General features: G+C 64.5%; 23 protein-coding genes. 5 read left to right on the top strand and 18 right to left on the bottom strand.

What is annotated here, in order from left to right; genetic code table 11:
• Positions 1-33 precede the first annotated feature (33 nt).
• The 3 genes from BMZ66_RS23535 to BMZ66_RS23525 all read right to left on the bottom strand — a co-directional run bounded on the left by BMZ66_RS23535 (position 34) and on the right by BMZ66_RS23525 (position 1395).
• Positions 34-336 carry a transposase gene (locus BMZ66_RS23535; protein ID WP_177204886.1) on the bottom strand — a complete coding sequence of 101 codons (303 nt, stop codon included), beginning with the start codon at positions 334-336 and terminating at the stop codon, positions 34-36.
• Positions 337-402: 66 nt separating this feature from the next.
• Entirely contained in the window at positions 403-912 is a 510-nt protein-coding gene (locus BMZ66_RS23530) for a hypothetical protein (protein WP_092678835.1), read from the bottom strand.
• Between the two features lie 114 nt (positions 913-1026).
• A complete protein-coding gene (locus BMZ66_RS23525; RefSeq protein WP_092678834.1) occupies positions 1027-1395 on the bottom strand; it encodes a hypothetical protein in 369 nt (122 codons plus the stop codon).
• A gap of 157 nt (positions 1396-1552) precedes the next feature.
• Between BMZ66_RS23525 and BMZ66_RS23520 the strand changes: the two genes are divergently transcribed.
• Positions 1553-1828 (top strand): hypothetical protein, encoded by a 276-nt coding sequence (locus BMZ66_RS23520; protein WP_092678833.1) that lies wholly within the window; start codon positions 1553-1555, stop codon positions 1826-1828.
• A gap of 53 nt (positions 1829-1881) precedes the next feature.
• Here BMZ66_RS23520 and BMZ66_RS23515 read toward each other — a convergent pair whose 3' ends face one another.
• The 6 genes from BMZ66_RS23515 to BMZ66_RS23490 form a co-directional block, all read right to left on the bottom strand.
• Positions 1882-2871, bottom strand: coding sequence for an IS110 family RNA-guided transposase (locus BMZ66_RS23515; protein WP_092678832.1), 990 nt, complete (start codon positions 2869-2871; stop codon positions 1882-1884).
• A gap of 287 nt (positions 2872-3158) precedes the next feature.
• A complete protein-coding gene (locus BMZ66_RS23510) occupies positions 3159-4274 on the bottom strand; it encodes a hypothetical protein (RefSeq protein WP_143080398.1) in 1116 nt (371 codons plus the stop codon).
• Positions 4275-4519: 245 nt separating this feature from the next.
• On the bottom strand, positions 4520-5185 hold the full coding sequence (locus BMZ66_RS23505; RefSeq protein WP_092678830.1) for a hypothetical protein: 666 nt from the start codon (positions 5183-5185) through the stop codon (positions 4520-4522).
• Positions 5186-5255: 70 nt separating this feature from the next.
• Positions 5256-5804, bottom strand: a complete 549-nt coding sequence (locus BMZ66_RS23500; RefSeq protein WP_143080397.1) for a hypothetical protein — start codon at positions 5802-5804, stop codon at positions 5256-5258.
• 142 nt (positions 5805-5946) lie between these two features.
• Entirely contained in the window at positions 5947-6630 is a 684-nt protein-coding gene (locus BMZ66_RS23495) for a hypothetical protein (RefSeq protein WP_143080396.1), read from the bottom strand.
• A gap of 237 nt (positions 6631-6867) precedes the next feature.
• A complete protein-coding gene (locus tag BMZ66_RS23490; protein WP_143080395.1) occupies positions 6868-7440 on the bottom strand; it encodes a hypothetical protein in 573 nt (190 codons plus the stop codon).
• 252 nt (positions 7441-7692) lie between these two features.
• Between BMZ66_RS23490 and BMZ66_RS23485 the strand changes: the two genes are divergently transcribed.
• On the top strand, positions 7693-8226 hold the full coding sequence (locus tag BMZ66_RS23485) for a DUF1877 family protein (protein ID WP_092678826.1): 534 nt from the start codon (positions 7693-7695) through the stop codon (positions 8224-8226).
• 109 nt (positions 8227-8335) lie between these two features.
• Here the strand turns inward: BMZ66_RS23485 and BMZ66_RS23480 are convergent, their stop codons facing one another.
• The 6 genes from BMZ66_RS23480 to BMZ66_RS23455 all read right to left on the bottom strand — a co-directional run bounded on the left by BMZ66_RS23480 (position 8336) and on the right by BMZ66_RS23455 (position 15356).
• A complete protein-coding gene (locus BMZ66_RS23480) occupies positions 8336-8644 on the bottom strand; it encodes a hypothetical protein (RefSeq protein ID WP_092678825.1) in 309 nt (102 codons plus the stop codon).
• Positions 8645-8871: 227 nt separating this feature from the next.
• Entirely contained in the window at positions 8872-11319 is a 2448-nt protein-coding gene (locus BMZ66_RS23475; RefSeq protein ID WP_092678824.1) for an RCC1 domain-containing protein, read from the bottom strand.
• A gap of 381 nt (positions 11320-11700) precedes the next feature.
• Positions 11701-13170: an FG-GAP repeat domain-containing protein gene (locus tag BMZ66_RS23470; protein WP_092678823.1), complete on the bottom strand. Its 1470-nt coding sequence runs from the start codon at positions 13168-13170 to the stop codon at positions 11701-11703.
• Between the two features lie 301 nt (positions 13171-13471).
• Positions 13472-13819: a hypothetical protein gene (locus BMZ66_RS23465; protein ID WP_092678822.1), complete on the bottom strand. Its 348-nt coding sequence runs from the start codon at positions 13817-13819 to the stop codon at positions 13472-13474.
• Positions 13820-14027: 208 nt separating this feature from the next.
• The gene (locus BMZ66_RS23460) at positions 14028-14354 is read right to left on the bottom strand and encodes a hypothetical protein (protein ID WP_092678821.1); all 327 of its coding nucleotides are present in this window, start codon (positions 14352-14354) and stop codon (positions 14028-14030) included.
• Between the two features lie 381 nt (positions 14355-14735).
• Positions 14736-15356 (bottom strand): hypothetical protein, encoded by a 621-nt coding sequence (locus BMZ66_RS23455; RefSeq protein WP_092678820.1) that lies wholly within the window; start codon positions 15354-15356, stop codon positions 14736-14738.
• Between the two features lie 116 nt (positions 15357-15472).
• Here BMZ66_RS23455 and BMZ66_RS23450 point away from each other — a divergent pair, with 116 nt between their 5' ends.
• Both BMZ66_RS23450 and BMZ66_RS23445 read left to right on the top strand, forming a co-directional pair.
• Positions 15473-15847: a hypothetical protein gene (locus BMZ66_RS23450; protein ID WP_092678819.1), complete on the top strand. Its 375-nt coding sequence runs from the start codon at positions 15473-15475 to the stop codon at positions 15845-15847.
• Positions 15848-15945: 98 nt separating this feature from the next.
• Positions 15946-16311 carry a hypothetical protein gene (locus BMZ66_RS23445; protein ID WP_143080394.1) on the top strand — a complete coding sequence of 122 codons (366 nt, stop codon included), beginning with the start codon at positions 15946-15948 and terminating at the stop codon, positions 16309-16311.
• 65 nt (positions 16312-16376) lie between these two features.
• Here BMZ66_RS23445 and BMZ66_RS26320 read toward each other — a convergent pair whose 3' ends face one another.
• Entirely contained in the window at positions 16377-16505 is a 129-nt protein-coding gene (locus BMZ66_RS26320) for a hypothetical protein (RefSeq protein ID WP_262507620.1), read from the bottom strand.
• Positions 16506-16678: 173 nt separating this feature from the next.
• Between BMZ66_RS26320 and BMZ66_RS23440 the strand changes: the two genes are divergently transcribed.
• Complete coding sequence (locus tag BMZ66_RS23440; protein ID WP_092678817.1) at positions 16679-17536, top strand: energy transducer TonB; 858 nt, start codon at positions 16679-16681, stop codon at positions 17534-17536.
• Between the two features lie 141 nt (positions 17537-17677).
• Here BMZ66_RS23440 and BMZ66_RS23435 read toward each other — a convergent pair whose 3' ends face one another.
• A complete protein-coding gene (locus BMZ66_RS23435; RefSeq protein ID WP_092678816.1) occupies positions 17678-18130 on the bottom strand; it encodes a hypothetical protein in 453 nt (150 codons plus the stop codon).
• 121 nt (positions 18131-18251) lie between these two features.
• The gene (locus BMZ66_RS23430) at positions 18252-18908 is read right to left on the bottom strand and encodes a hypothetical protein (protein ID WP_143080393.1); all 657 of its coding nucleotides are present in this window, start codon (positions 18906-18908) and stop codon (positions 18252-18254) included.
• Between the last annotated feature and the right edge of the window lie 38 nt (positions 18909-18946).

Below are 18946 nucleotides of genomic sequence, written 5' to 3'. Positions count from 1 at the left end.
GGGCGGCGCGCTGGGCAATGTGCTGATAAGTGCTCACCGGGTCGGCTGGCCGAAGATGACCAAAGCTTTTTTTAAAATGTCGAGCTCCTGCTCCGCCCGTTTGAGGCGGGCGCGCAGCGCGCGCACTTCCGGGTCGCGGGCCACTTCCTCACTGCCCACTTCGGCCACGAGCTGCGCCTGCTGCCAGCGGTAAAGCAGCTTGGGGCTGATGCCCAGTTGCCGCGCGGCCGCCTGCGTGCTGCGGCTTTCGCCGGCCAGGCGCAGGGCCTCGGCCTTAAACGCCTCGTCGTATTTACGCCGTTGGTCGGGCGACGCCCCGTTCTTTTTTGCGGTCATGACAGAAGAAATATACGTCCTTCTTCTGTCCGGCATTGCTAGACCACCTCATTCACCTAAACGGTCTTATCCGGAACGTGGCCGAAGTTCTCTTCCCGACGGGTCGAACTCCAGCAAGCTCTCATGCAACGCCTCAATGGGGCGCAGCGGCATGCCTTGCGCATCGGTTTCAAACAATGCCCAGCCCTGAACGGGGGGCGTGGCCTCGGTCGCGCCATCCAAGGTGTGGCACACGTGGAACAACGTCTCAAATTGGATGACCCGAATCAGGTCCAGAATCTGTTCCGGACGCACGCCCACGGCGCGCATTTCGCGCACGGCTTTCGGCAACTGAGCCCCCGCGTGCTGGGCATCCCCGGAAGGCGCCTGCCTTTGGGCTTCTACCCAATCAAGGGCGTTCTCGGGCAGCCAGGCTGTGCTGAGCGTTTTCAGAAAATGGAACCGGGCCCACTGATTGATGCCCTCGTGCACCTGCGAACGGGCCCATGTTTCCGGATTTGCGGCTCCCGCTTGGCGAAAGGTTTCCGCCAAGGCCAGAACTTCCGGGGTATCCTCGTGAGGAGTGGGTGTGGGCATATACGAGCGGGAGGGGAAGGTTTTGAAAGCGACCGTTTGCCTAGGCCGCTTTTAGAAAGCTCGTCTAAGTAAACGGTTCGAAGGTAGACGTGCTCCCCTCAGTGGAAGAAGGGATTAATGGGGTGCATCACTGGTAAACTCAAACTTGCTCAGCCATTCGCCCGGTGGTATGCCTACCGACACGAGGATGCCGCCATCGCAACTCAAGGCAAACCCAGCTCCGGCGTCTCGAATCCAGTACCGGGCATCCCCTTGCGGGTTCACTTCGTGGGTAAGGCACAGCTGGGCGCCTTTCCAATCAAAGGCGCCGGCGATGGTTTGGCAGCCGACACACAGCACGTACAATTCGCGTTCCTCTTCGAGGCGGTACACGCGAAGCACCAGCCGGCGCAGCGCGGGGCGGAATTTCCAAAGCATTGCCGACCACCCCTGATGCTGGCGCAGCAAGGCCTGCACGCGGGCCGGGTCGTCGGTGTGCTCCATTGTGGAAGAAAGAAAAGTGAAAAGACCTGGGAAAGCTACACGCCAATTCACGAAAACGGTCCCTAGGTAAACGGCGCCCCGTTAAGCGAAAGCAGGGTAGTATTGTAAACAGTACGGCCATTTCCCTTTTAACAGCCCCTGTTTCATGACCGTGTCAATGAAGTACTTTATTCCGTTTCTGCTGAACGGGGCCGTGGCACTGATCACTTATTTTTTCGCGGAGGCGCAATCGCATGGCCTCGCCATGGTAGGGGTCCTTATGGTTATGAACGTGATGGGCTTCCTGCTCAACCTCGTGCTCGGCCTCTTTTACCTGGTGCGGGGACAACGGGTGTTGGGCGGCGTGTACCTGACGATGGTGGTCGGCTACTGCTTGCTTTATTACGCCATCTCCGAATCCCTGAAGGGCCACGGCAAGATGGTCAACGGGTAGCGCAAGCCCTTCACTCCCCGGTGACGTTTTGTTTACATGAACTGTGTTAAAAATCAAGCGGTGAGGACAAGTTTTGAGCAAAAATCGGCTTGGTAGGGAATGCCCGATTTGACGATGGCAAAGGCTTGCTTGAGCAGCTTGTTGCAGACGGCATTCAGGGCCAGCTTCTTGTTCTTTCCGTTGGCCACCAGTCGGTCGAAAAGGGCGGCACAGGCCGCGTTCGTTTTCTTAGCCGAGAAGCTGCACCTGAAAAGCTTACCACGGATTAAGGCTCCTCCCATCTTGGTGATGCGCACCTTGCCGCGGATGCGGGTGCCGGAGGTGTGCTCGCGGGGCGATAAGCCGGCCATGGCAATCAGTTGGCGGTAATTGTCCAGGCGTGTAAAGCCCCCAGCAAAAAGGAGCAGCATGCCGGCGGTCTTGCGTCCGATGCCGGGAATGGAGCACAGCAACGTCATTTCGGAAGCAAAGCGCTGTTCTAATAACAGCAGCAGTTCGGCCTCCACCGCGTCTACTTGCGTGGTCAAGGTCTTCAACGTCTGCTGGAGGCGTTTCAAGGCCAGCTTGCTGATGACGGGCTGGCGCTGCAAAGCTTCCAAGGCATTGCTAACCATCCGCTTTTGCTTGAGCAACTGTTCGGTCGACTGTTCGAGCTGCCGACACTCAACCAGCACCGTTTCGTCCGGTTGCCAGACCTTCAAGGGTTGCTGCTGGCCGTAGCGCAACAACCACTGCGCGTCTTTGCGGTCACTCTTGCCTTTGCTCAAATGCATCTGAATGAAGCGTTTGATGACCAATGGATTCAGCACGGCCACCTGCCCGCCCTGCTCGTGCAGGTAATAGGCCAAGGCCAGGTTGTAGGTGCCCGTGGCTTCCATCACAAACCGGCAGTGCGCTCCGCAGGCCTGCACCAGTTGCTGAAAGCCGCCTTTGTCGTTGCGGACTTCCAGGTGCTTGACCTGCTCCTGTACCTGGTAACAGACGGCCCGCGTGGCTTTGCTCACGTCGATGCCGACAATGGGGAAAGGGGGGTGGGAATCCATCGCGAATCAGGTGGAAGTGGTCGAAATGATTGAAAAGGACTTCCAGGGAATCTTTTGCTATCCTAATACAGGCTCTCAGGCCTCATGGAACTGTTCAAAGTAGCCCTGGAAAAGGGAGGGGATGGTCATGTAAAACGAGCTCAAACGCCCCGAAAACGGTGGAATCTTACTCCTCCCTTTTCCTTTGCAGCAACCTCAGCTACGAGGCAGAGGTAAACATAGGATTAACGGTCCGAAAAGCGAGGGAGGGGCGTTTCCCCGGCGAGACGTGCCGCTAGAAAACGGCGCTACGGCCGGAAATGACCGATGCCGGGGGTGTACCGCAGGTCGAAGCGGCCCTGGCGGACCGGTACGCGGTGCCTGCGGCGGTAGGGCACCGGTTGGCCCGGCTTTTCCTCGTCGGGGGCCAGCCAGTACAGCGTGCCCGTAAACGTGCCCGCAATCACGTGCGCCACGGTGTCAAGGCGCGTGAGGGTGACCCGGACCGAGCGGGGCGCCGAGCGCCACGTCGGGTGCTGCGGGCCGCGCGATTGCCAGGGCCACATGACGTAGAGGGTGGCCGGGTAGGTGCCCGGGGCCCGCGGCAACGGGTAGGGCAGCACCAGTTGCAGGTGCTCGTAGATGCGGGTCGCGTTCAGGTAGAAGTGCGTCGAGTCGTCCCGGCCGGTCCACGCGCCGCTCCATGTGGTTGAGCAGTCAATCGGTTCGGGCGCGGGCCGCAGGGGGACGCTCCACACCCGAGGGCCCAGCCGGCAGCCGAACGTGCCCGCTCCTTGCTGGGTGGCCGCCGGCAAGACCTGCGGGGGCAGCAAGCCCTGGCGGTCCAGGCTGTCGAACCGGGCGTTTTGCCGGGTGCAGTACCGGAAGCGGTCCGCGCGCTGGTCCTCCCGGGCTTGCTGCGTCGAGTCCGGCCCGAAGTAGGCGAAGGCTTTGTGCACCGGCGCCCAGCGCTGCACCGCAAACCAGGCGGGCGGCAACGGCACGTTCAGCCACGGCGTGAGGGGCAGCAGCACGACGTCGCGCACCGCCTGGTCGCGGGTCGCTTGCTGGACGTAAAACACCCCGCCCCGCCGGGTGTGGACATGGGTGGTGTGCCACGCGGAGCCGCCGCCAAAAAAACGAACCAGCCCCGTGATCAACAGGATGCCGCCCATGAAAAACGTGACCCCGCCCACGGCCACCGCGCCCGCCAGGCCCGCCCACAGGCTGCCGCCGAGCCAGCGACTCCAGCCAAAATAGCCGCTGGCGGGAAAAACCAACAGCCAGGTGGCCGCGCGCACCACCCGCCCCACTTGCGGGGTCGCGAACTGGACGACGTCCTTCAGCTCGAGCACCGTCAGCACGGCGCACACTAGCCAGGCCCAGGCCAGGAGCGCCCACAGCACACGCAGTACTCGTCTCATCGTTCGGGGTGGGTTAGTCGAGGGCGGAAGCCTGGAAATGGGAGCGGCAAGTACGGACCAAAAGTCGGTCATCAACGCAAACCATCCCGCGCCTTCGCCCCCCTGACTGGGCCAGGGCAGCAAAGTTTAGCAAAACATAGAAGGCGAAGCCAAACGGGGAAGTCATCACGTGAGCAGCGTGTTCAATTAAACGGTCGAAATCGCTTAGAGCGTATTGTTCTCCATTGCGGACCCGGGGTGCTTTGTTAGCCAGGGAGACCCGCCGTGGCAATTTCAACTTTGACGTGGTCGTGCAAGCAAACGCGCCCGCGGGGCTCGAGCGCGTACTCGTACAGTTCTTTGTAGACCAACAAGCCCGGGTCGAGCGTGCGAAAAGGAGCCCGCTGGAGCACCGGCTCGAGCAGGTCGAACCCACGCGCGGGCCGCATCTGCCAGCAGGCGCCGGGCAAGGCGGCCCGCAGGACTTCCCCCACGAGCGCCACCAGTCCCCAAAACAACTCGTCCGGGGCGAGCGAAACCGCCCGCGGCCGCCGGTTCAAGGCCCGGTCCACTTCCCGCAGAACCGGCGGGTCCAAGCTCCGGTCGGGCAGGCCGAGTTGCTGCAGCAGGCGCGCGGCAGCCGCGGGCGCCTGGGCCGGAAAATCCGGCGAAAAGGTGCAAATGCCCGCAAAAAGGTGCGTGGCCTCCGCGCGGCTTTCCCGCGGCCCGTAGACTTCCCGCAGGTGCTCCACGCTCAAAAACAGGTGCCCGTGCGATTGCCAATCCACCAAGACCCGCCCATCGGGCAAGTCGTACGCATGCACAAAATATTCAGCCATTACATCCGGGCGAAAAGGCGCGTGAAGCGTAGCCAGCAGGCGTTTGTTTTCTTTTGCGCTGAGTTCTTTTGCTAACTGCAAGGCGTTTTCCATGGTCTTGGTTGTCGCAGGCTGATCGTAATCAAAATGTGCCACCAACTAAGCAGTTCACCACAACGGGCGGTTAAAAATCGTCGAACAAGCCCGCGTCGGTGGGGTCTTTGGGGCCCATCAGGTAGAGCAAGAAGAAAAAGGGCCACGCGTGGAAAAAGACCAAATGCCCGATGAGCATGGCGACCCGCAGGGTTTCGCGAAAGCTGGTGGGGGACTGCCGCAGCCGGCGGGTATAGCACCCGCCGACCACCGCGTTGTAGCCCGCCGAGACGGCCAACCGCCAGCCGTCGAGTTCGTGCGCCGCCGCGTAGGGGTTGTCGGCGTGGTTCAGCCCCCGGGCGAGCACACGCCACAGGGCGTTTCGCCCGGGTGTCTGGTGCTCCAGCGGCAAGTCGGGGAACAGGAAGAACCACCCCGCGCACAGCGCACTTAAGCCGGCCGTCAGCGCCAGCCAAAGCGCCGTGGCGGGCCAGGGGCGCACGTCCCACCCGTCCCATACAGCCCGCGGTCCGGCCACGCGGCGCGCAGCGGCTTCGACCCAGTATAGCCCCGGTGTGCGCAGTACCCGTCCGGTCCACCACCGGTCCGCTCGGCGACGGGATTTCGCAAGGAAGTTCACGGAGGCAAGATACCCGCTGGAGACGAAAACCTGGCGCGTGCTTCGTTCACATTAACGTTAGTGCCGTAAACTCTCGCCGTTCAGTTGAAGGAGCCTGCACATTGACCAACGACTCGCCTGATTTAGCCGGCGCTGGCGCTCATCAGTTCCCGGTCCGGGGTGGGCGACCGGGTGTGGGCCTTGCTGGCGGCTGGACAAGGCGCCGCAACGGGCTCTCCGGTCGCAGGTAGGGTTGGAGTTCGGCAAAGCTGAACGCGGGGCCAACCCCGCCGGCGAAGAACTGGTTGACAAAACGGGACTGCGTGCGGATTCGGGTCGGAAAGACCGCTTGCCCCTGGGCCAACTCCAACTGCTCTGAGTCGAGCTCAAACGGTTGCGCGCGCAAGTCGGCGCTCTCCGCTTCGTCCAGGTCCCCCTGCTCCTGGATGAACGTCTCCAACAGGTGGTGCAGCCGGCGGGTGGCCTCCGCCTGAAACGCGGTCCGTCGGCGCGGGTCCAACTCCTCCGCCATCAGCAGCGGCTGGGCCGTGCACAGGTCCAGGGTGCACACGCGCACCTCGCGGTGGAGGGGAATGCCGGCCGTTTCCCCGACCAGGCACAGGCTGAGCAGCCCTTGGCCGAAAAAGCGCACGGTGCATTCGTGCGTCTCCCCTTCGACCGCCGCAAGTTCCGCTTCCAGTTGCGCGTGCACCCGCGCATCCCGGGATTTGCTGCCGGTGGCGACGGCGGGCAGGAGCTGCGGGGGGCGCCGGCGCAGCCGCGCGGGGGGGCAGGGGGCAGGCTTCGGCCCGGGAGCGGAAGACCGGACGACCAAGGGCTGGTCCACGGGCTTTTTGGGCAGTGTCTGGGCCCGGGCGCTGCTTCCTACCAGGAGGAGTAACAGGCCCGCGCAACACGCATAGTTCCGGTTCATCGGGAGGAACGGGTTAAGCACTGGCCAAGAGGAGAAACTAAATAACGCAAAAGTTCGACCTAACGGTCCGAAGGTAAACGCAGCCATTCAGTAAAACGAGCGTTACTTAATTCTAGCAGCCGTTCCCCTCTTTTTCCGAGCAACACGCAGCTATTCTACTTCTTCCAGTCGAACAGACCGAATGGAATCAATTTGCCACCCTGTTGGCGCCGCGACCACCGTAACCAAAAGGGGTACGCCGGTGTGCACCAAGTACCTTCTTCGTTGCGGCGTGGAATGCTTCAGCACCACCCGCGCCGTATCGACCGTGTCGTAGTAGTCGTACAGGTCTTGGTCAAAAATGACGGGGTCGTAGCCCTGGCTGAGGATGGCGTCCTCGCGCTGCTTGGTCCGGGCCAGTTCTTCCCCAATTTGGCGGAAGTGCCGTTTTAGTCCGTTCAGGTACGTGGCCGACACCGCCCCGCAGGCGGCGACACTGTCGATGTAGGCCGCCACGGTCGCTTCGTTGAGGACGTAGTAGCTGTTCGGATTCGGGTCCGGGTACCCGCCCGTCGTCCAGGCGAAAGAAGGGTGTCGCTGATGGTAGCCTTTGAAGCGCAACAGGAAGCTCTTAACGGTGTGCTCCGGGGATTGGTCCGCCGGCAAGCATTCTTCCGGAGGCGGTGAACAGCTGGCTAAAAGCAGCCAGGCGGAGGCCAGGAGGCCGGCGTGAATATGCCGCATAGGGTGAGAGATTGCAGAACGTGCGCTTCGGCGGCCAGTTCATAAGCGCAAGGGCTAAGGTACCCGTTCTTTACTATGTGTGCCACCTAAGGGTGCCGGGGAGGGCGAATCGGTGCTCCAATGACTCGTTCAAGCAAACGGTGGTTTCTAATAGGTAAAACAATTGGTTAAGCCCCTCAACAATCGCTTAAGTAGTCATGAGCCGGCAGCAGCAGTAAGTTTGTGCAGAACTTATTAACCCTGTAATCGCTCATGGGACTGTCTGCGGTATTGCATAGCTTGGATAAGCGCACGTTTGACCAGCTGGCTGCCGACCCGGCGTCGTTTAAGTACTACCGGGTCGCCGTGGCGTCCGCCAGCTTTGATAAGACCTTTGAGGGGTTGCAATTTGTGCTCTGCAAGGCAAAACCCGCCGCCGCCGACTTGCTGTCCCGCCTGTTCTACCCCCTGCTGTTCGTGGGGGAGGAGCTCGACTACGCCCACCTGGACTGGGATAACTTGCCGCCGGACGCGCCACTGGACGGGACCGCGGTGTACTACCACGACCCCGCCACGGTGCAGGCCCTCGCGACGCACGTAGCGACCATCACCGACCCGGACGTCCGGCACGCGTTCGACCCCGACGAGTTAAACCGCGAAGGCATTTACCCGGAAATATGGAACCGGGAAGCGGACGCCAACAACGGCTTCAACGAGCACGCCTTGGTAGAAGAATTTCACTACCTGCAACAGTTTCTGGCGCAGGCCAGTGCCGGCGGCCACTACTGCGTTTGTTACGTGGGCTAAGTTCCTCGTCGGCAAACTTCCGGCTCGAATGGGGGGGGGCTACGAGCCGAACGGGACGAGGCACTCTTCGCGCTTCCCGCCCGGGCAAGCGGGGCGGCCCGGCAGGGCCTTAGGCCCCCCACAACGGTTTTGGCGACAGGGAACTGGCGATGATAACCAGAAAGGCCAGCGCCAGCCCCAACGCCAGCAAGTGGCCCACCCCCATGGCCCCGCGCAACAGGCGGTAGCGCCACGACGGCGCGTGCGGGATCGCCCGCGTGAAGCGGAAGTAGACGCCCCCTTGCAGCAGCAGCGGCACGGCCGTATGGAAGAGCAGGAGTTGCACCGGCGTGTGGAAGTGGTCCATCAACCAGTCCCAGTTGAGGCTCATCCCCTGCAGGCCGACCGCGCCGCACAGGCCCAGGGTGGCCCCGAGCACGCCCAGGAGCCAAGGAAGGGAAGGCGGAGGGACTGCCTTAACCTTCATAATTAAGTGCCGGGGACGCGTGGCGTAAATCAGCTAAGCAAATCATGCCGTACCGAAAAAGGGTTCAATCAGCTACCCCGGGTGCTGCCGCCGGGTGGGTCGGTGGGCGGCGGCGCCCCCCCCCGAGCGGCGTGGCAGTCCCCCATTTTGCCCTTGATGGCCCCGGCCCGGTACGGGGGCTACTCCACCACCAGGCGCCAGGTGCGGGCCGCCCCGGCCGCGGCCGCGTGCAGCAGGTAAAGCCCCGGGGGCAGCCCCTGGGTGGACACGGTCGCCTCGGTGGCGGTGCGCACGAGCCGGCCCTGGGCGTCCATCACGCGCACGCGCACCGGTCCGGCGGGCAGGTGCCGCAACTGGACCCGGTCGCGGGCGGGGTTGGGAAACAACGCCCACGCCGGGCCCGCCGTGGCAGCAGTCGCGGCCAGCGCGGTGCCTCCGCTGGGAATGCGGGTGGGCAGGGCCGCGTAGTCGAGCCTGCCTAGTTGGCCGGACTGGTTGTCGCCCCAGCTCCAGAGCGTCCCGTCCTGGCGCACCGCCACCGAGTGGTTTTCATCCACGGCCACCTGCTGCCAGGTGGTTCCCGGGCTGACCTGCGCGGGGGGGCGAGAGAGCTCCACTGTGCCCAGGCCCAACTGCCCGGAGGTGTTCCGGCCCCAGGCCCAGAGCGTGCCGTCGGTGCGGATGGCCAGGGTATGGCCGTCGCCGGCGGCCATGCTCAGCCACGTGGCCCCGGGGCCGACCGGGGTGGGCACGAGCGCGCTGACGGCGCTGGCCGTGCCGAGTTGGCCGTACGCATTCGAGCCCCACGCCCAGAGCGAGCCGTCGGCCTGCAGGCCCAGGGCGTAGTACCGGCCGGCACTCACCGCCACCCAGGTGGTGGCGGTGCCCACCTGCGCGGGCGCGGTGTGGTCGGCCGTCGTGCCGTCGCCGAGTTGGCCGTACGTGTTGGCGCCCCAACTCCACAAGGTGCCGTCCGCCTTTAGCGCCAGCGAGTAGGCGTCCGACGCGGCCACGCTGCGCCAGGTGCTCGCCGTGCCCACCTGCGCGAGCACGGTGCGCTGGGCCCCCAACGGGCCGGCGCCGAGCTGGCCGTATCGGTTCAACCCGCAGCTCCAGAGGGTCCCGTCGGGGCGCACGCCCAGGCTGTGGAAGTCGCCGGTGGCGAAGCTGCCCGGGGTTGTGGCCCACCCGCCGCTCACCAGCCGGGGGGAGTACGCCTCGAGCAGGAAGTTGCCCAGGCCGATCTGACCTTGGCGGTTGTTGCCCCAGCTGTGGAGGGTGCCGTCGGTGCGCAGGGCCAGGGCGTGCATCAGGCCGCCCGCTGCCTGTTTCCACGTGGTAGCGGTGCCCACTTGGGTGGGCACCGCGCGGCTGCCGAGGATATTGTCCTCCTCGTTGGTGCCAAGCCGGCCGGTGTTGTTGTTGCCCCAGGCCCAGAGCGTGCCGTCGGTGCGCACGGCCACGGTGAAGGAGGTGTACAGGCTGGCGCTTTGCCAAGTGGCCGTGCCCACCGGCGCGGGCACCAGCCCGAGGCCCGACCCGTCGCCAAACTGGCCGTGGGCGTTGCGGCCCCAGGCCCAGAGCGAGCCGTCGGCGCGCCGGGCCAGGGTCGTGTACCCGCCGGTGCTGACTTCCTGCCACTGGGCCCCAGCGCCCACCGCTACTGGCGCGGGCTGCCGGGTCGTGTTGCCCACGCCCAGCGCGGCCCAGGTGTTGTCGCCCCAGGCCCAGAGCGAGCCGTCGGTGCGCACGGCCAGGCTGCGGTTGTAGGCGGCGGTGGCGCTTTTCCAAGTGGTGGCCGTGCCCACCTGCACGGGCGCGTAGGCGGACGCGGCGGTGCCCGTGCCCAGGGCCCCGCGGAAGTTGTTCCCCCAGGCCCACAGGGTGCCGTCGGTGCGGATGGCCAGCGCGTGGATGGTGCCCGTGCACGCGCCCAGGCTGCGCCACGTGGCCGTGCCGACCTGGGTGGGCTGGTGCTGGTCGGTGGTCGTGCCCAGGCCCAGTTGCCCGTCGGCGCCGTAGCCCCAGCTCCAGAGCGTACCGTCGGCGCGCAAGGCCAGGCTAAATCCGCTGCTGGCCTGCACGCTGGCCCAGGTGGTGGCGGTGCCCACTTGCAGGGGCGTGGCCTGCACGCCGCTAGCGGGGAGGGTGGCGCCGGTGCCCAGTTGGCCGTAGACGTTGCGGCCCCAGGCCCAGAGGGTGCCGTCGGTGCGCACGGCCAGCACATGGGTGGTGCCCACGCTTACGCTGTGCCAGTTCGTGGCCGTGCCGACTTGCGTGGGGGCAACCGGGCCCGAGGGGGCGGCGAAGCCCAATTGGCCGGAGAGGTTTTCGCCCCAGGCCCAAAGCGTGCCGTCGGTGCGCACGCCCAACGAGCAGTAGCCGCTGGCCGCTACCTGCCGCCAAGTGGTGGCCGTGCCCACCCGGGCCGGAGTCGGCTGGTAGAGGGTGGTGCTAGGCAGCCCAGCCTGTCCCTGGGCATTGGAACCCCAGGCCCAGAGCGTCCCGTCGGCGTGCACGGACAAAGTATAGTTGGCCCCCACGGCCAACTGCTGTGCCCCGGCCAAGCGGCTGGTGAGGAGCAGTGCGAGCCCCAGGGCCCACGCCCGCAACGTAAAAAGTGACATAAGCAGACGAACGAAACGAGCAGTGGAATAAAATAAAAGAATGGCAAGAAATAAGTTAACAAATATACGTGGCCGCCAGGTAGAAATGGTACTATGGGGGCCCGCCCGTTGCCCGGGCGGCCGGCCCCCGCGGCCGGTGCTGGCGCCAGCCAGCACCGGCCGCGGGGTGCCAGCGGCGGCAGGGTTGGGCCCCAAAAGCGCCTCGGGGCGCGCAGGGGCGGGGCCACTGAGGCCTTCGGCGGGGACAGAACGTTGCCGAGAACCCGACGCGCCGGCACCGGGGGAAACCGCAAAAACCGGTTAGCCCGCGGCCGGGACCGCGACGGCCTTGCCCCCGGCGACTGCGCCGGCTCAACGGCACGGGGGCCGGCCTCCCTGCGCCTAGCGCACCTGCAGGCGCTGGAACGGCAGCGCCCCCACCAGGGTGCCGTGGGCATCGTGCGCGTGCAACCGCAGCAGGTACAGGCCCGCGGCCAGCTGGGCCGTGGGCAACGCGGCGTGGGCGGCGCCCTGCGCAGCGGGCGCGGCGAGGCGGGCCACGACCTGCCCCATCGCGTTGAGCAAGGCCGCCTCGACGCGCCGCACCCCGGCGGGCAGGCCCGTGACGGCGAACGCCGTCGCGGGGGCCGCGGGGTTCGGGTAAAGCCGCACGGCGCCCGGGAGGGCGGGGACTTGAGTGGCCAGGAAGGTGGCCGTGTTGCGCAGCACCGACACCGTGTTGGTGCTCACGTTGGCCGTGACGAGGTCGGGCCGGCCGTCGCCGTTGACGTCGGCCGCCACCACGTCGTAGGGGGCGGGGATGGTGCTGCCGGCCGAAAAGGGCTGCGCGGCGGCAAACGTGCCGTTGCCATTGTTTTTCAGCACCCCGACCGTGTAATTGCCCGGGTTGGCGGTGATGATGTCCGGCCGGCCGTCGCCGCTCACGTCGGCCACGGCCACGCCGTTGGGGAGGGTGTTGCTGCCCGTGGCGTAGCTCACGGCGGCCGCAAACGCGCCGGTGCCGCTGCCCAACAGCACGCCCGCCGAGCCGCTGCCGTTGTCGCTCACCGTGACGACGTCGAGCCGGCCGTCGGCGTTGACGTCGGCCAGCACCAGCTTGCCGGGCGAATTGCTCACCGTCGTGGTGACCATGGCCTGGAAGGTCCCGGTGCCGGTGCCCAGCAGCACGCCCACCGCGCCGCTGACGGCGACGACGAGGTCAGGCCGGCCGTCGGCGTTCACGTCGCCCACGGCGACGGCGGTGGGCGACGCGGGGCCCGTGGAGTAGGGGACCACGGCGGCAAACGTGCCGGTGCCGCTGCCCAACAGCACGCCCACCGAGTTGGTGCTGGCGTTGGCCGTCAGCACGTCGGGCCGGCCGTCGGCGTTCACGTCGGCCACGACCAGGCCCACCGGCTGGCTGCCGCTGCCCGTGGCGTAGGCCACCGCCACCGCAAACGTGCCGGTGCCGGTGCCCAGCAGCACCCCCACCGAGTTGGTGCCGTAGTTGGCCGTCAGCACGTCGGGCCGGCCGTCGGCGTTCACGTCGGCGACCGCCACGGCGTAGGGCTGGCTGCCGGTGCCCGTCGAGTAGGGGACCACGGCTTGAAACGTGCCGCTGCCGGTGTTCAGGAGCACGCCCACCGCGCTGCTCCCGTTATTGGCCGTGAGGACGTCAAGCTGGCCGTCGCCGTTGACGTCGGCCACGGCCAGGCTGAGCGGGTTGGCGTTGGTGCCGGCGTTGTAGGCGACCGCGGGGGCAAAGGTCTGGCCGGAGGCCACGGGGGCCAGCGCCAGCAGGGCCCCGGCGAGGCCGCTGAACCGTAAAAAGGGGGCCCGGAAAGAGGGGGCGAGGGGTAGAAAGTGTTGCATTCCGAATAAAGGGTGATCAGTGCCGCACACCCGTGCGGTTCCCCAAGGTAAGGGGTCGGCGGCTCGGCGGACCCGGAAGGCCCCCGTTCAGGCCCCGGGACGGGCGAAGCGCAACCCAGCGCCAGCTGTTTTTGGGAACACCCGGCCAAGTTCGGGCCCAGGAAGTGATTGTGTGACGTAGTGGTCGGGATAAGATTCTTACTGGTCACGAATCGTTCGCCGCTAACCTGTTTCCGAAACGGTGGTTCCGTAAGCAGGTTAGCGGCGATGCAGTTCAAGGAGTATTGGATGGGACACGCCTTTAAGCCCCCCACATCGGGCTCCAACTGCCGCTCGCGCTCACGAAAAGCAGGAGCAGGGCTAACCACGGCAGCAAGGCAAAGGCATGGCCGAATCCCATGGCTATTCGCAGGAGGCGGTGATACCAAGTCGTGCTGGGGATACGGCGGGAAAACCCGTAATACACCAGTCCGTGCGAGACGAGAAGTACTATGAAATGCACCAGTAGGTACCGGGATAAGGATTCATCCCCGATCAGGTCTGGAACAAAACGTAGTTCCAGCCATACGATTCCAATGAGTGCCGCCGTGGCGAGCAGCACGCCGGCCGCCCAGAAAATTCCCTTTCTTATTTGTGCGAATGACGGCATTGACCAAAGGTTTCCGTCCTGCTCGGAGCGAAGCCGGTTGCTGATTTTCTTTAAAAAGGTGTCCCTTATCAGCCTCCGATGCTCCGGAAGCAGCGTAGGCGGCGCGGGCCGGAATGGTATAGTCGATTGGCGAATGCGAGCTCGGTAAGCCCAATAGCCTCTAACATTAGCGCACTGTTCACCGCTGGTGTTGAAGAGCCTCCCTTACTCAATCCATGGCTCCGAACGCCCGCGTCCCATCCAGCAACAGCCCGATGAGGCAAACCGCCCACGCCAGCACGGATAAGCCTAGGAGAAACCAATACCGCTCGGCCAAACCGGGGTAGTTGATGCGGGCCCAGCGCACTTGCCGGTAGCAGACGGCACCGAGCAAGATGCACCAAATGGCCAGCAGGTAGAGCCCGGTGACTTCGTTGTGGTGGCCACTGAGTCGCGCGACCCACGCAACGAAGGGGGGGAAGCCCAAAAACTGCAGCCCCAGGGCCACGGGCAACACGTACCGGTAAAAGGTCACGAGGCGAGGGAGAGGGTTCATCGGCGGAGCACAGCGGGATCGTGGCAGTTGAAGGCCGCCGTGGGGCGCCAGCCACGGGGGCAGAAGTCATCCTGCAAAGGTATCATAAAGTACTTTGAATTGCAAAGTTTATTTTAAGCGGGTTCTTTGCTTCACTGAGTGCCCGACACTCCCTCCGTTCCTTTCGTAGAGAACCAGTTTCTGTTCACTTTAACGGTGGCGGTTGCTGAACTCCACGACCGGGCACTGGCGCCCCCATGTGGTGCTCCCACCTGCTTGCATTTCTGCTTGGCAACCCCTTGTAGCAAGGGAAGCTGCTGCTTTTTCAGCTAAAGCGGGCGCATGAAGCGGTTGGCAACCGCTACGCAGGTTTTCGTGGAAAAGTAGTACTTTCCCCGCCGCTTATTTATCCATCACAAGCATTTCTACCTCCCCCATGGCAGAAGCGTGGGCCAGGGAAAGAAACAGGTTCAGGTCATGCGGTTTGCGTGCTGGTAGGGGAGGCGGTAAGTGCCTGATCACTTCGCCTGCAAACTCCTGGCTAACCGCATAGTAGAAGCATTCCGGCTCCAACTCATAGGCAATTGTGGGCCCACTCTCATACAGTTCCCCGCGCAAATCCAACGGCCCGTGCCGCAGCGCCGCGACCAAAGGCTCGGAGAAAAAGAGCGCGGGTGACGGCTCAATGAACCGCTCCGGAAAGACCGCCAGGTTCTGCCGATAAAAATGCAGCGTGGCCAGTTGGCGTTTGAGGCCCTTGGTTGCGTCACCGGTAAGCAGCGCGAGCAGGCCTGTTTTGCTCTCAGCGAACTCCGCATCGGGACCATGGTTAACAGAGTCCTCGTACGGCTGGAACGGTACCAAAAAGCTTCGCAGCCCTTCGCTGACGGTTGCTTGGCGAACCCACGCAATGACGGCATCCTTCCACTCACGGGTCAGCGGCGTACGAAGGGCTTCCTTCCGTGCCTTTTGCCACCCGGATCGTAAGAATAAAAACCCAAAGTCTGGGTCGTAATGGGTCATGGGACGTGCAAAAAAGGCCTTAGTCGCGGGCTAAGCTACGTTCAGTAAAGGGGTTTAACCATAAACGCGGCCCTTCCGCGGCAGGCGCGATAGCTTTACCGCCTAATCCTGGTCCGATGTGCCGCTTATCCCCCCGCCCCCGCTACGTGTGCACCGCCGCCGGCATCCACTTGCCCACGGGCCGCTGCGTCACGACTTGGTCGGAGATTACCCGCGTCGAGGCGGCCAAGCTCGCGGGCGGGGACGAGCTGAACGACAACACCTACTACCTGTTTGTGCACGCCCGCCGCCGCGTGTTCACAACTGATTCCTCGTGGGACAACGTCGAAGGCTACGCCGCCCTCCTGCAAGGTCTGCTCACCCATCTGCCCGGGTTCCGCCCGGACTGGCAGCAGGTCGTCGACCGGCGCTTTGCGCAAACCACGCGCTGGAACCAGGTCTTTGCTACTTTCTACTACAAAGACAAAGTCGTCGTGTACCCGCGCCCCTAGTCCACCATAACGGTGGTTCCCGCAAAGGAGGCGTTGGTGCTGACTAACTTTCTCGCGCAGACAAAAAAATTGCAGCAGGAACACCCAACCCACTCGCTATGGAGCGCACCCACTCAGCAGACCTGTTTTCCCCGCATCGCTGGCCCATGGCCAAGTCGCTCGTTATTGGCCTCCTCACCCACGGGGTCGCCTTGCTCATGTGGTTGCCTTACACGCCGAAAGACGATCCGAATTATACGCGCGAATCCTTTACGCAGGCAACCCTGCGGGTCTGCGTCTGGCTCCTGGTCTGCTTGGTGCTCTCGTACACCCTGCATACCCGCCCCTTGATTCGGACCGCGCATTCCGGCCGGAAAGCATACGAGCTCATGTGGTTGTTGCACCTCTCCACGCTGGCGATGCTCTTGTTTCTGTACGGCTCCGTGCCGTCGGGGGAGGTCGATACCGAGCCGTTTTGGGGGTAGCAGGCCCCGCTGACGGGGGCCTGGCGCGTGCTTCGTTCACGTTCACGTTGGCATGGCTGCGTCGGTCAGTAGCTCAGGTAAACGCCGGCGAGCAGGGCCCCTAACACGAGCCCGACCAGCAGCCCTTTAAACCAGCGCCCCGCTCGGGTGGCGAGGGCTTCGGCCAGCACGTCGTAGAGGCGGGGGTCGAGCATCAGGGGCACCAGGTTGCGCGCGAGCAGGTGCCTGGTGCTGCCCTCTGACGAAAACGGCCGGCGGTTTACCCTTCCCGTGCTCCGTTGCGGGCCAAGAGGTAAGCAGGCACGCCAGCGGTCCGAATAAGAAAACGAGCGTTCCGTTCTTCGCAGAACCACGTCTACCTTGCGGCATGAAGTTATTACCCGTTCTGGGGCCCCTGGCCCTGGGGTTGCTAACGAATCGGCCGCAGGTGGCGCAGGCGCAGGCCCGGGCGAAGGTCTATGCCTTCGACGCGGTCGACCAAATGCCGCACTTGCCCTCCGGGGGGGGCACAGCGGCACTGGAAGCGGCGCTCGTGCGCAACTTTCGCTACCCTGCCCACGTGCCGCCCGCACAGGTCAACGGCGCGGTTGACCTGGAGGCGGTGGTAACCCCGGCCGGAAAGGTGACGACCGTCACCTTTGACCGTTCCCGCACCAGTGGCCGCATTCCCGCGGCGGTGGACGAGGCCATTCGCACCACTTTTCGCCGGCTGCCGCTACTCCGGCCGGGCCGGTTGGCTGGGCAGCCCGTGGCGGTTGAGCTCCGGGTGCAGTGGGCCTTCCGCCGCTTGCAGCCCGCTAACACCACGGAACTAACCGTTTCGATTATCTCCAACGAAAACACTGTGCCCGAACTAAGCAGCGAATCCAGCAGCCCCGTTTCATCAGAATGGACGGAACAAGTACCGAATCGGGTGTACACCCACGTCGAAGAGATGCCGCACCTGGCGAGCCGTCCGGGGAGGAACGCCCTGATCACCGCCATTGAGCAGCAACTGGTCTTACCGGCCAACGCCGTGGCGGGCCGCGTCGTGGTGGCGTTTGTGGTCACCACGCGGGGCGGCATCCGCGAGCCCGGCATTGTCACAGGCCTGGCGCCCCAAACCGATGCGGCCGTGCTGGCGGCCGTGAAACGCCTCCCGGCCTTGGTGCCCGGCCGGCAAAACGGCCGACCCATGCCCGTTAAACTCACCCTGCCGATCACCATCCGCCAAGCGGGAAAGTAAACCAGCGCGGCAGGTGGCCGGTTGTTGGCTGACAATGACCCCAAGGTCGGCGTTGGGCGTCGGCGGGGTCACGTGCTTGTCGACGCCAAGGAAGTGCAGGTTTACGGAAACGGTCGAAACAGCAAAGCGATGGATAAGTAGCTATTCATCCTCTGTTACGGTGAGCCGGTAGCCCTTCTCGCAACAGGCGTGCACGAGGTAAAACAAGGGCTCCACGTTGGAAGGCAACCCCATCAGGTCCACACTTATCTGAAACCAGCCGGGGCCGGCCGCCGAACTCCACCACTCCCACTCGCGGGCACACATCGTGGCCACCCACGATTCAAAATGCCACTGTTCTGGCCGGGCCATTATCTCCGGCAGCGTATACCGGGTCATGCTCGTGACAAACCACTCCGGCAGCACGGCCGCCCACTGCGCTTCCTTTCCCTCTTCCCAGAGGGGCGCGGGGATGGTCAACACGGCCTGCATGACTTCCACCACGGAAGCCAAGCAGCGCTTTGGGTCTTGCACTCCTTGTACGGTGAGCACCATCCAAGGCGGTGACGGGGCCTGATGCTGTGTCTCGTCGGTTAGGCGCTGTAGTTCGTTCATCGTGCTAGGTAAGGGCTACAGAGCGCCTTGCCAAATACCAGTTCACTGAAACGGTCAGAATAACATGAGAAGTGTAATGTTAACCACTTGGCCTTCTGTCAGTCTGCCGCTCAGGAAACTACTAATCGGGCGCAGGTAGTGGAAGCGGGCCGGTTTCCTGGACTTCCACCAACCAGCCCGGTGCCCCCGCCGGGTAGAACCAATTGCCCGCGTAGGTTCCTCGTCCCGGCACGTAACTGACCTCGTACCGGCACCCGATCGAAGCCAGGGCCTTGGGGTACGCCCAACTCAAGGAGAAGACGCTGTCTTGGCGTCCGTAACGAAACGGTCCAGCACCGAGCGTGCCCGGCGTGGGCAGGGCGGGCAGGTACCCGGGCACCAAATCGGCCAGTTTCGCCGGGTAGCTGCCGCGGCGTCGGCGGTAGTGGGCCAGCGCGTCCAGCAGCGGCTGCGCGCGCCGAATGGAGTAGCGCCGGCTCCAGGGCTCGAGCCGTTCCTGGCGCCAGCCGGAGCTGGCGAACGAGGCCGGCAGCAGGCCGGCGCTTAGCACCAACCCGAACAGGGCAACGGGCTGACCGCGCCGGCGCCACGCGGGTACGAAGGCGCCGGCCAGTAGCCCCAGCATGGCAGCCCCACAGGCGACCGCCGCCCCCGGCAGGGCGACGTTCCAGTCATACCAAAGTCCGTTGAACCAGTCCGTGGCCCCGTTCACCCACGCAGCAGCACGCCCCGGACCGGGCAGAAACGGCAACGCATTAGCGCAGAATAGCACCCCCAAGAGCAGTAGCGCGTGCAACGGGGCGCGGAGCCACCACC

It is taken from the genome of Hymenobacter arizonensis, from assembly GCF_900115775.1.
Taxonomy (GTDB): Bacteria; Bacteroidota; Bacteroidia; order Cytophagales; family Hymenobacteraceae; genus Hymenobacter; species Hymenobacter arizonensis.
This window is presented reverse-complemented; position numbering and strand designations above follow the sequence as displayed.

Excerpts from the sequence above, each read along its gene's own strand:
- BMZ66_RS23510 (WP_143080398.1), bottom strand. The coding sequence starts at position 4,274 with ATGAGACGAGTACTGCGTGTGCTGTGGGCGCTCCTGGCCTGGGCCTGG.
- BMZ66_RS23440 (WP_092678817.1), top strand. The coding sequence starts at position 16,679 with ATGAAGTTATTACCCGTTCTGGGGCCCCTGGCCCTGGGGTTGCTAACG.
- BMZ66_RS23445 (WP_143080394.1), top strand. The coding sequence starts at position 15,946 with ATGGAGCGCACCCACTCAGCAGACCTGTTTTCCCCGCATCGCTGGCCC.
- BMZ66_RS23470 (WP_092678823.1), bottom strand. The coding sequence starts at position 13,170 with ATGCAACACTTTCTACCCCTCGCCCCCTCTTTCCGGGCCCCCTTTTTA.
- BMZ66_RS23460 (WP_092678821.1), bottom strand. The coding sequence starts at position 14,354 with ATGAACCCTCTCCCTCGCCTCGTGACCTTTTACCGGTACGTGTTGCCC.
- BMZ66_RS23475 (WP_092678824.1), bottom strand. The coding sequence starts at position 11,319 with ATGTCACTTTTTACGTTGCGGGCGTGGGCCCTGGGGCTCGCACTGCTC.
- BMZ66_RS23505 (WP_092678830.1), bottom strand. The coding sequence starts at position 5,185 with ATGGAAAACGCCTTGCAGTTAGCAAAAGAACTCAGCGCAAAAGAAAAC.
- BMZ66_RS23530 (WP_092678835.1), bottom strand. The coding sequence starts at position 912 with ATGCCCACACCCACTCCTCACGAGGATACCCCGGAAGTTCTGGCCTTG.
- BMZ66_RS23490 (WP_143080395.1), bottom strand. The coding sequence starts at position 7,440 with ATGCGGCATATTCACGCCGGCCTCCTGGCCTCCGCCTGGCTGCTTTTA.
- BMZ66_RS23485 (WP_092678826.1), top strand. The coding sequence starts at position 7,693 with ATGGGACTGTCTGCGGTATTGCATAGCTTGGATAAGCGCACGTTTGAC.
- BMZ66_RS23455 (WP_092678820.1), bottom strand. The coding sequence starts at position 15,356 with ATGACCCATTACGACCCAGACTTTGGGTTTTTATTCTTACGATCCGGG.
- BMZ66_RS23515 (WP_092678832.1), bottom strand. The coding sequence starts at position 2,871 with ATGGATTCCCACCCCCCTTTCCCCATTGTCGGCATCGACGTGAGCAAA.
- BMZ66_RS23535 (WP_177204886.1), bottom strand. The coding sequence starts at position 336 with ATGACCGCAAAAAAGAACGGGGCGTCGCCCGACCAACGGCGTAAATAC.
- BMZ66_RS23465 (WP_092678822.1), bottom strand. The coding sequence starts at position 13,819 with ATGCCGTCATTCGCACAAATAAGAAAGGGAATTTTCTGGGCGGCCGGC.
- BMZ66_RS23435 (WP_092678816.1), bottom strand. The coding sequence starts at position 18,130 with ATGAACGAACTACAGCGCCTAACCGACGAGACACAGCATCAGGCCCCG.
- BMZ66_RS26320 (WP_262507620.1), bottom strand. The coding sequence starts at position 16,505 with ATGCTCGACCCCCGCCTCTACGACGTGCTGGCCGAAGCCCTCGCCACC.
- BMZ66_RS23520 (WP_092678833.1), top strand. The coding sequence starts at position 1,553 with ATGAAGTACTTTATTCCGTTTCTGCTGAACGGGGCCGTGGCACTGATC.
- BMZ66_RS23450 (WP_092678819.1), top strand. The coding sequence starts at position 15,473 with ATGTGCCGCTTATCCCCCCGCCCCCGCTACGTGTGCACCGCCGCCGGC.
- BMZ66_RS23525 (WP_092678834.1), bottom strand. The coding sequence starts at position 1,395 with ATGGAGCACACCGACGACCCGGCCCGCGTGCAGGCCTTGCTGCGCCAG.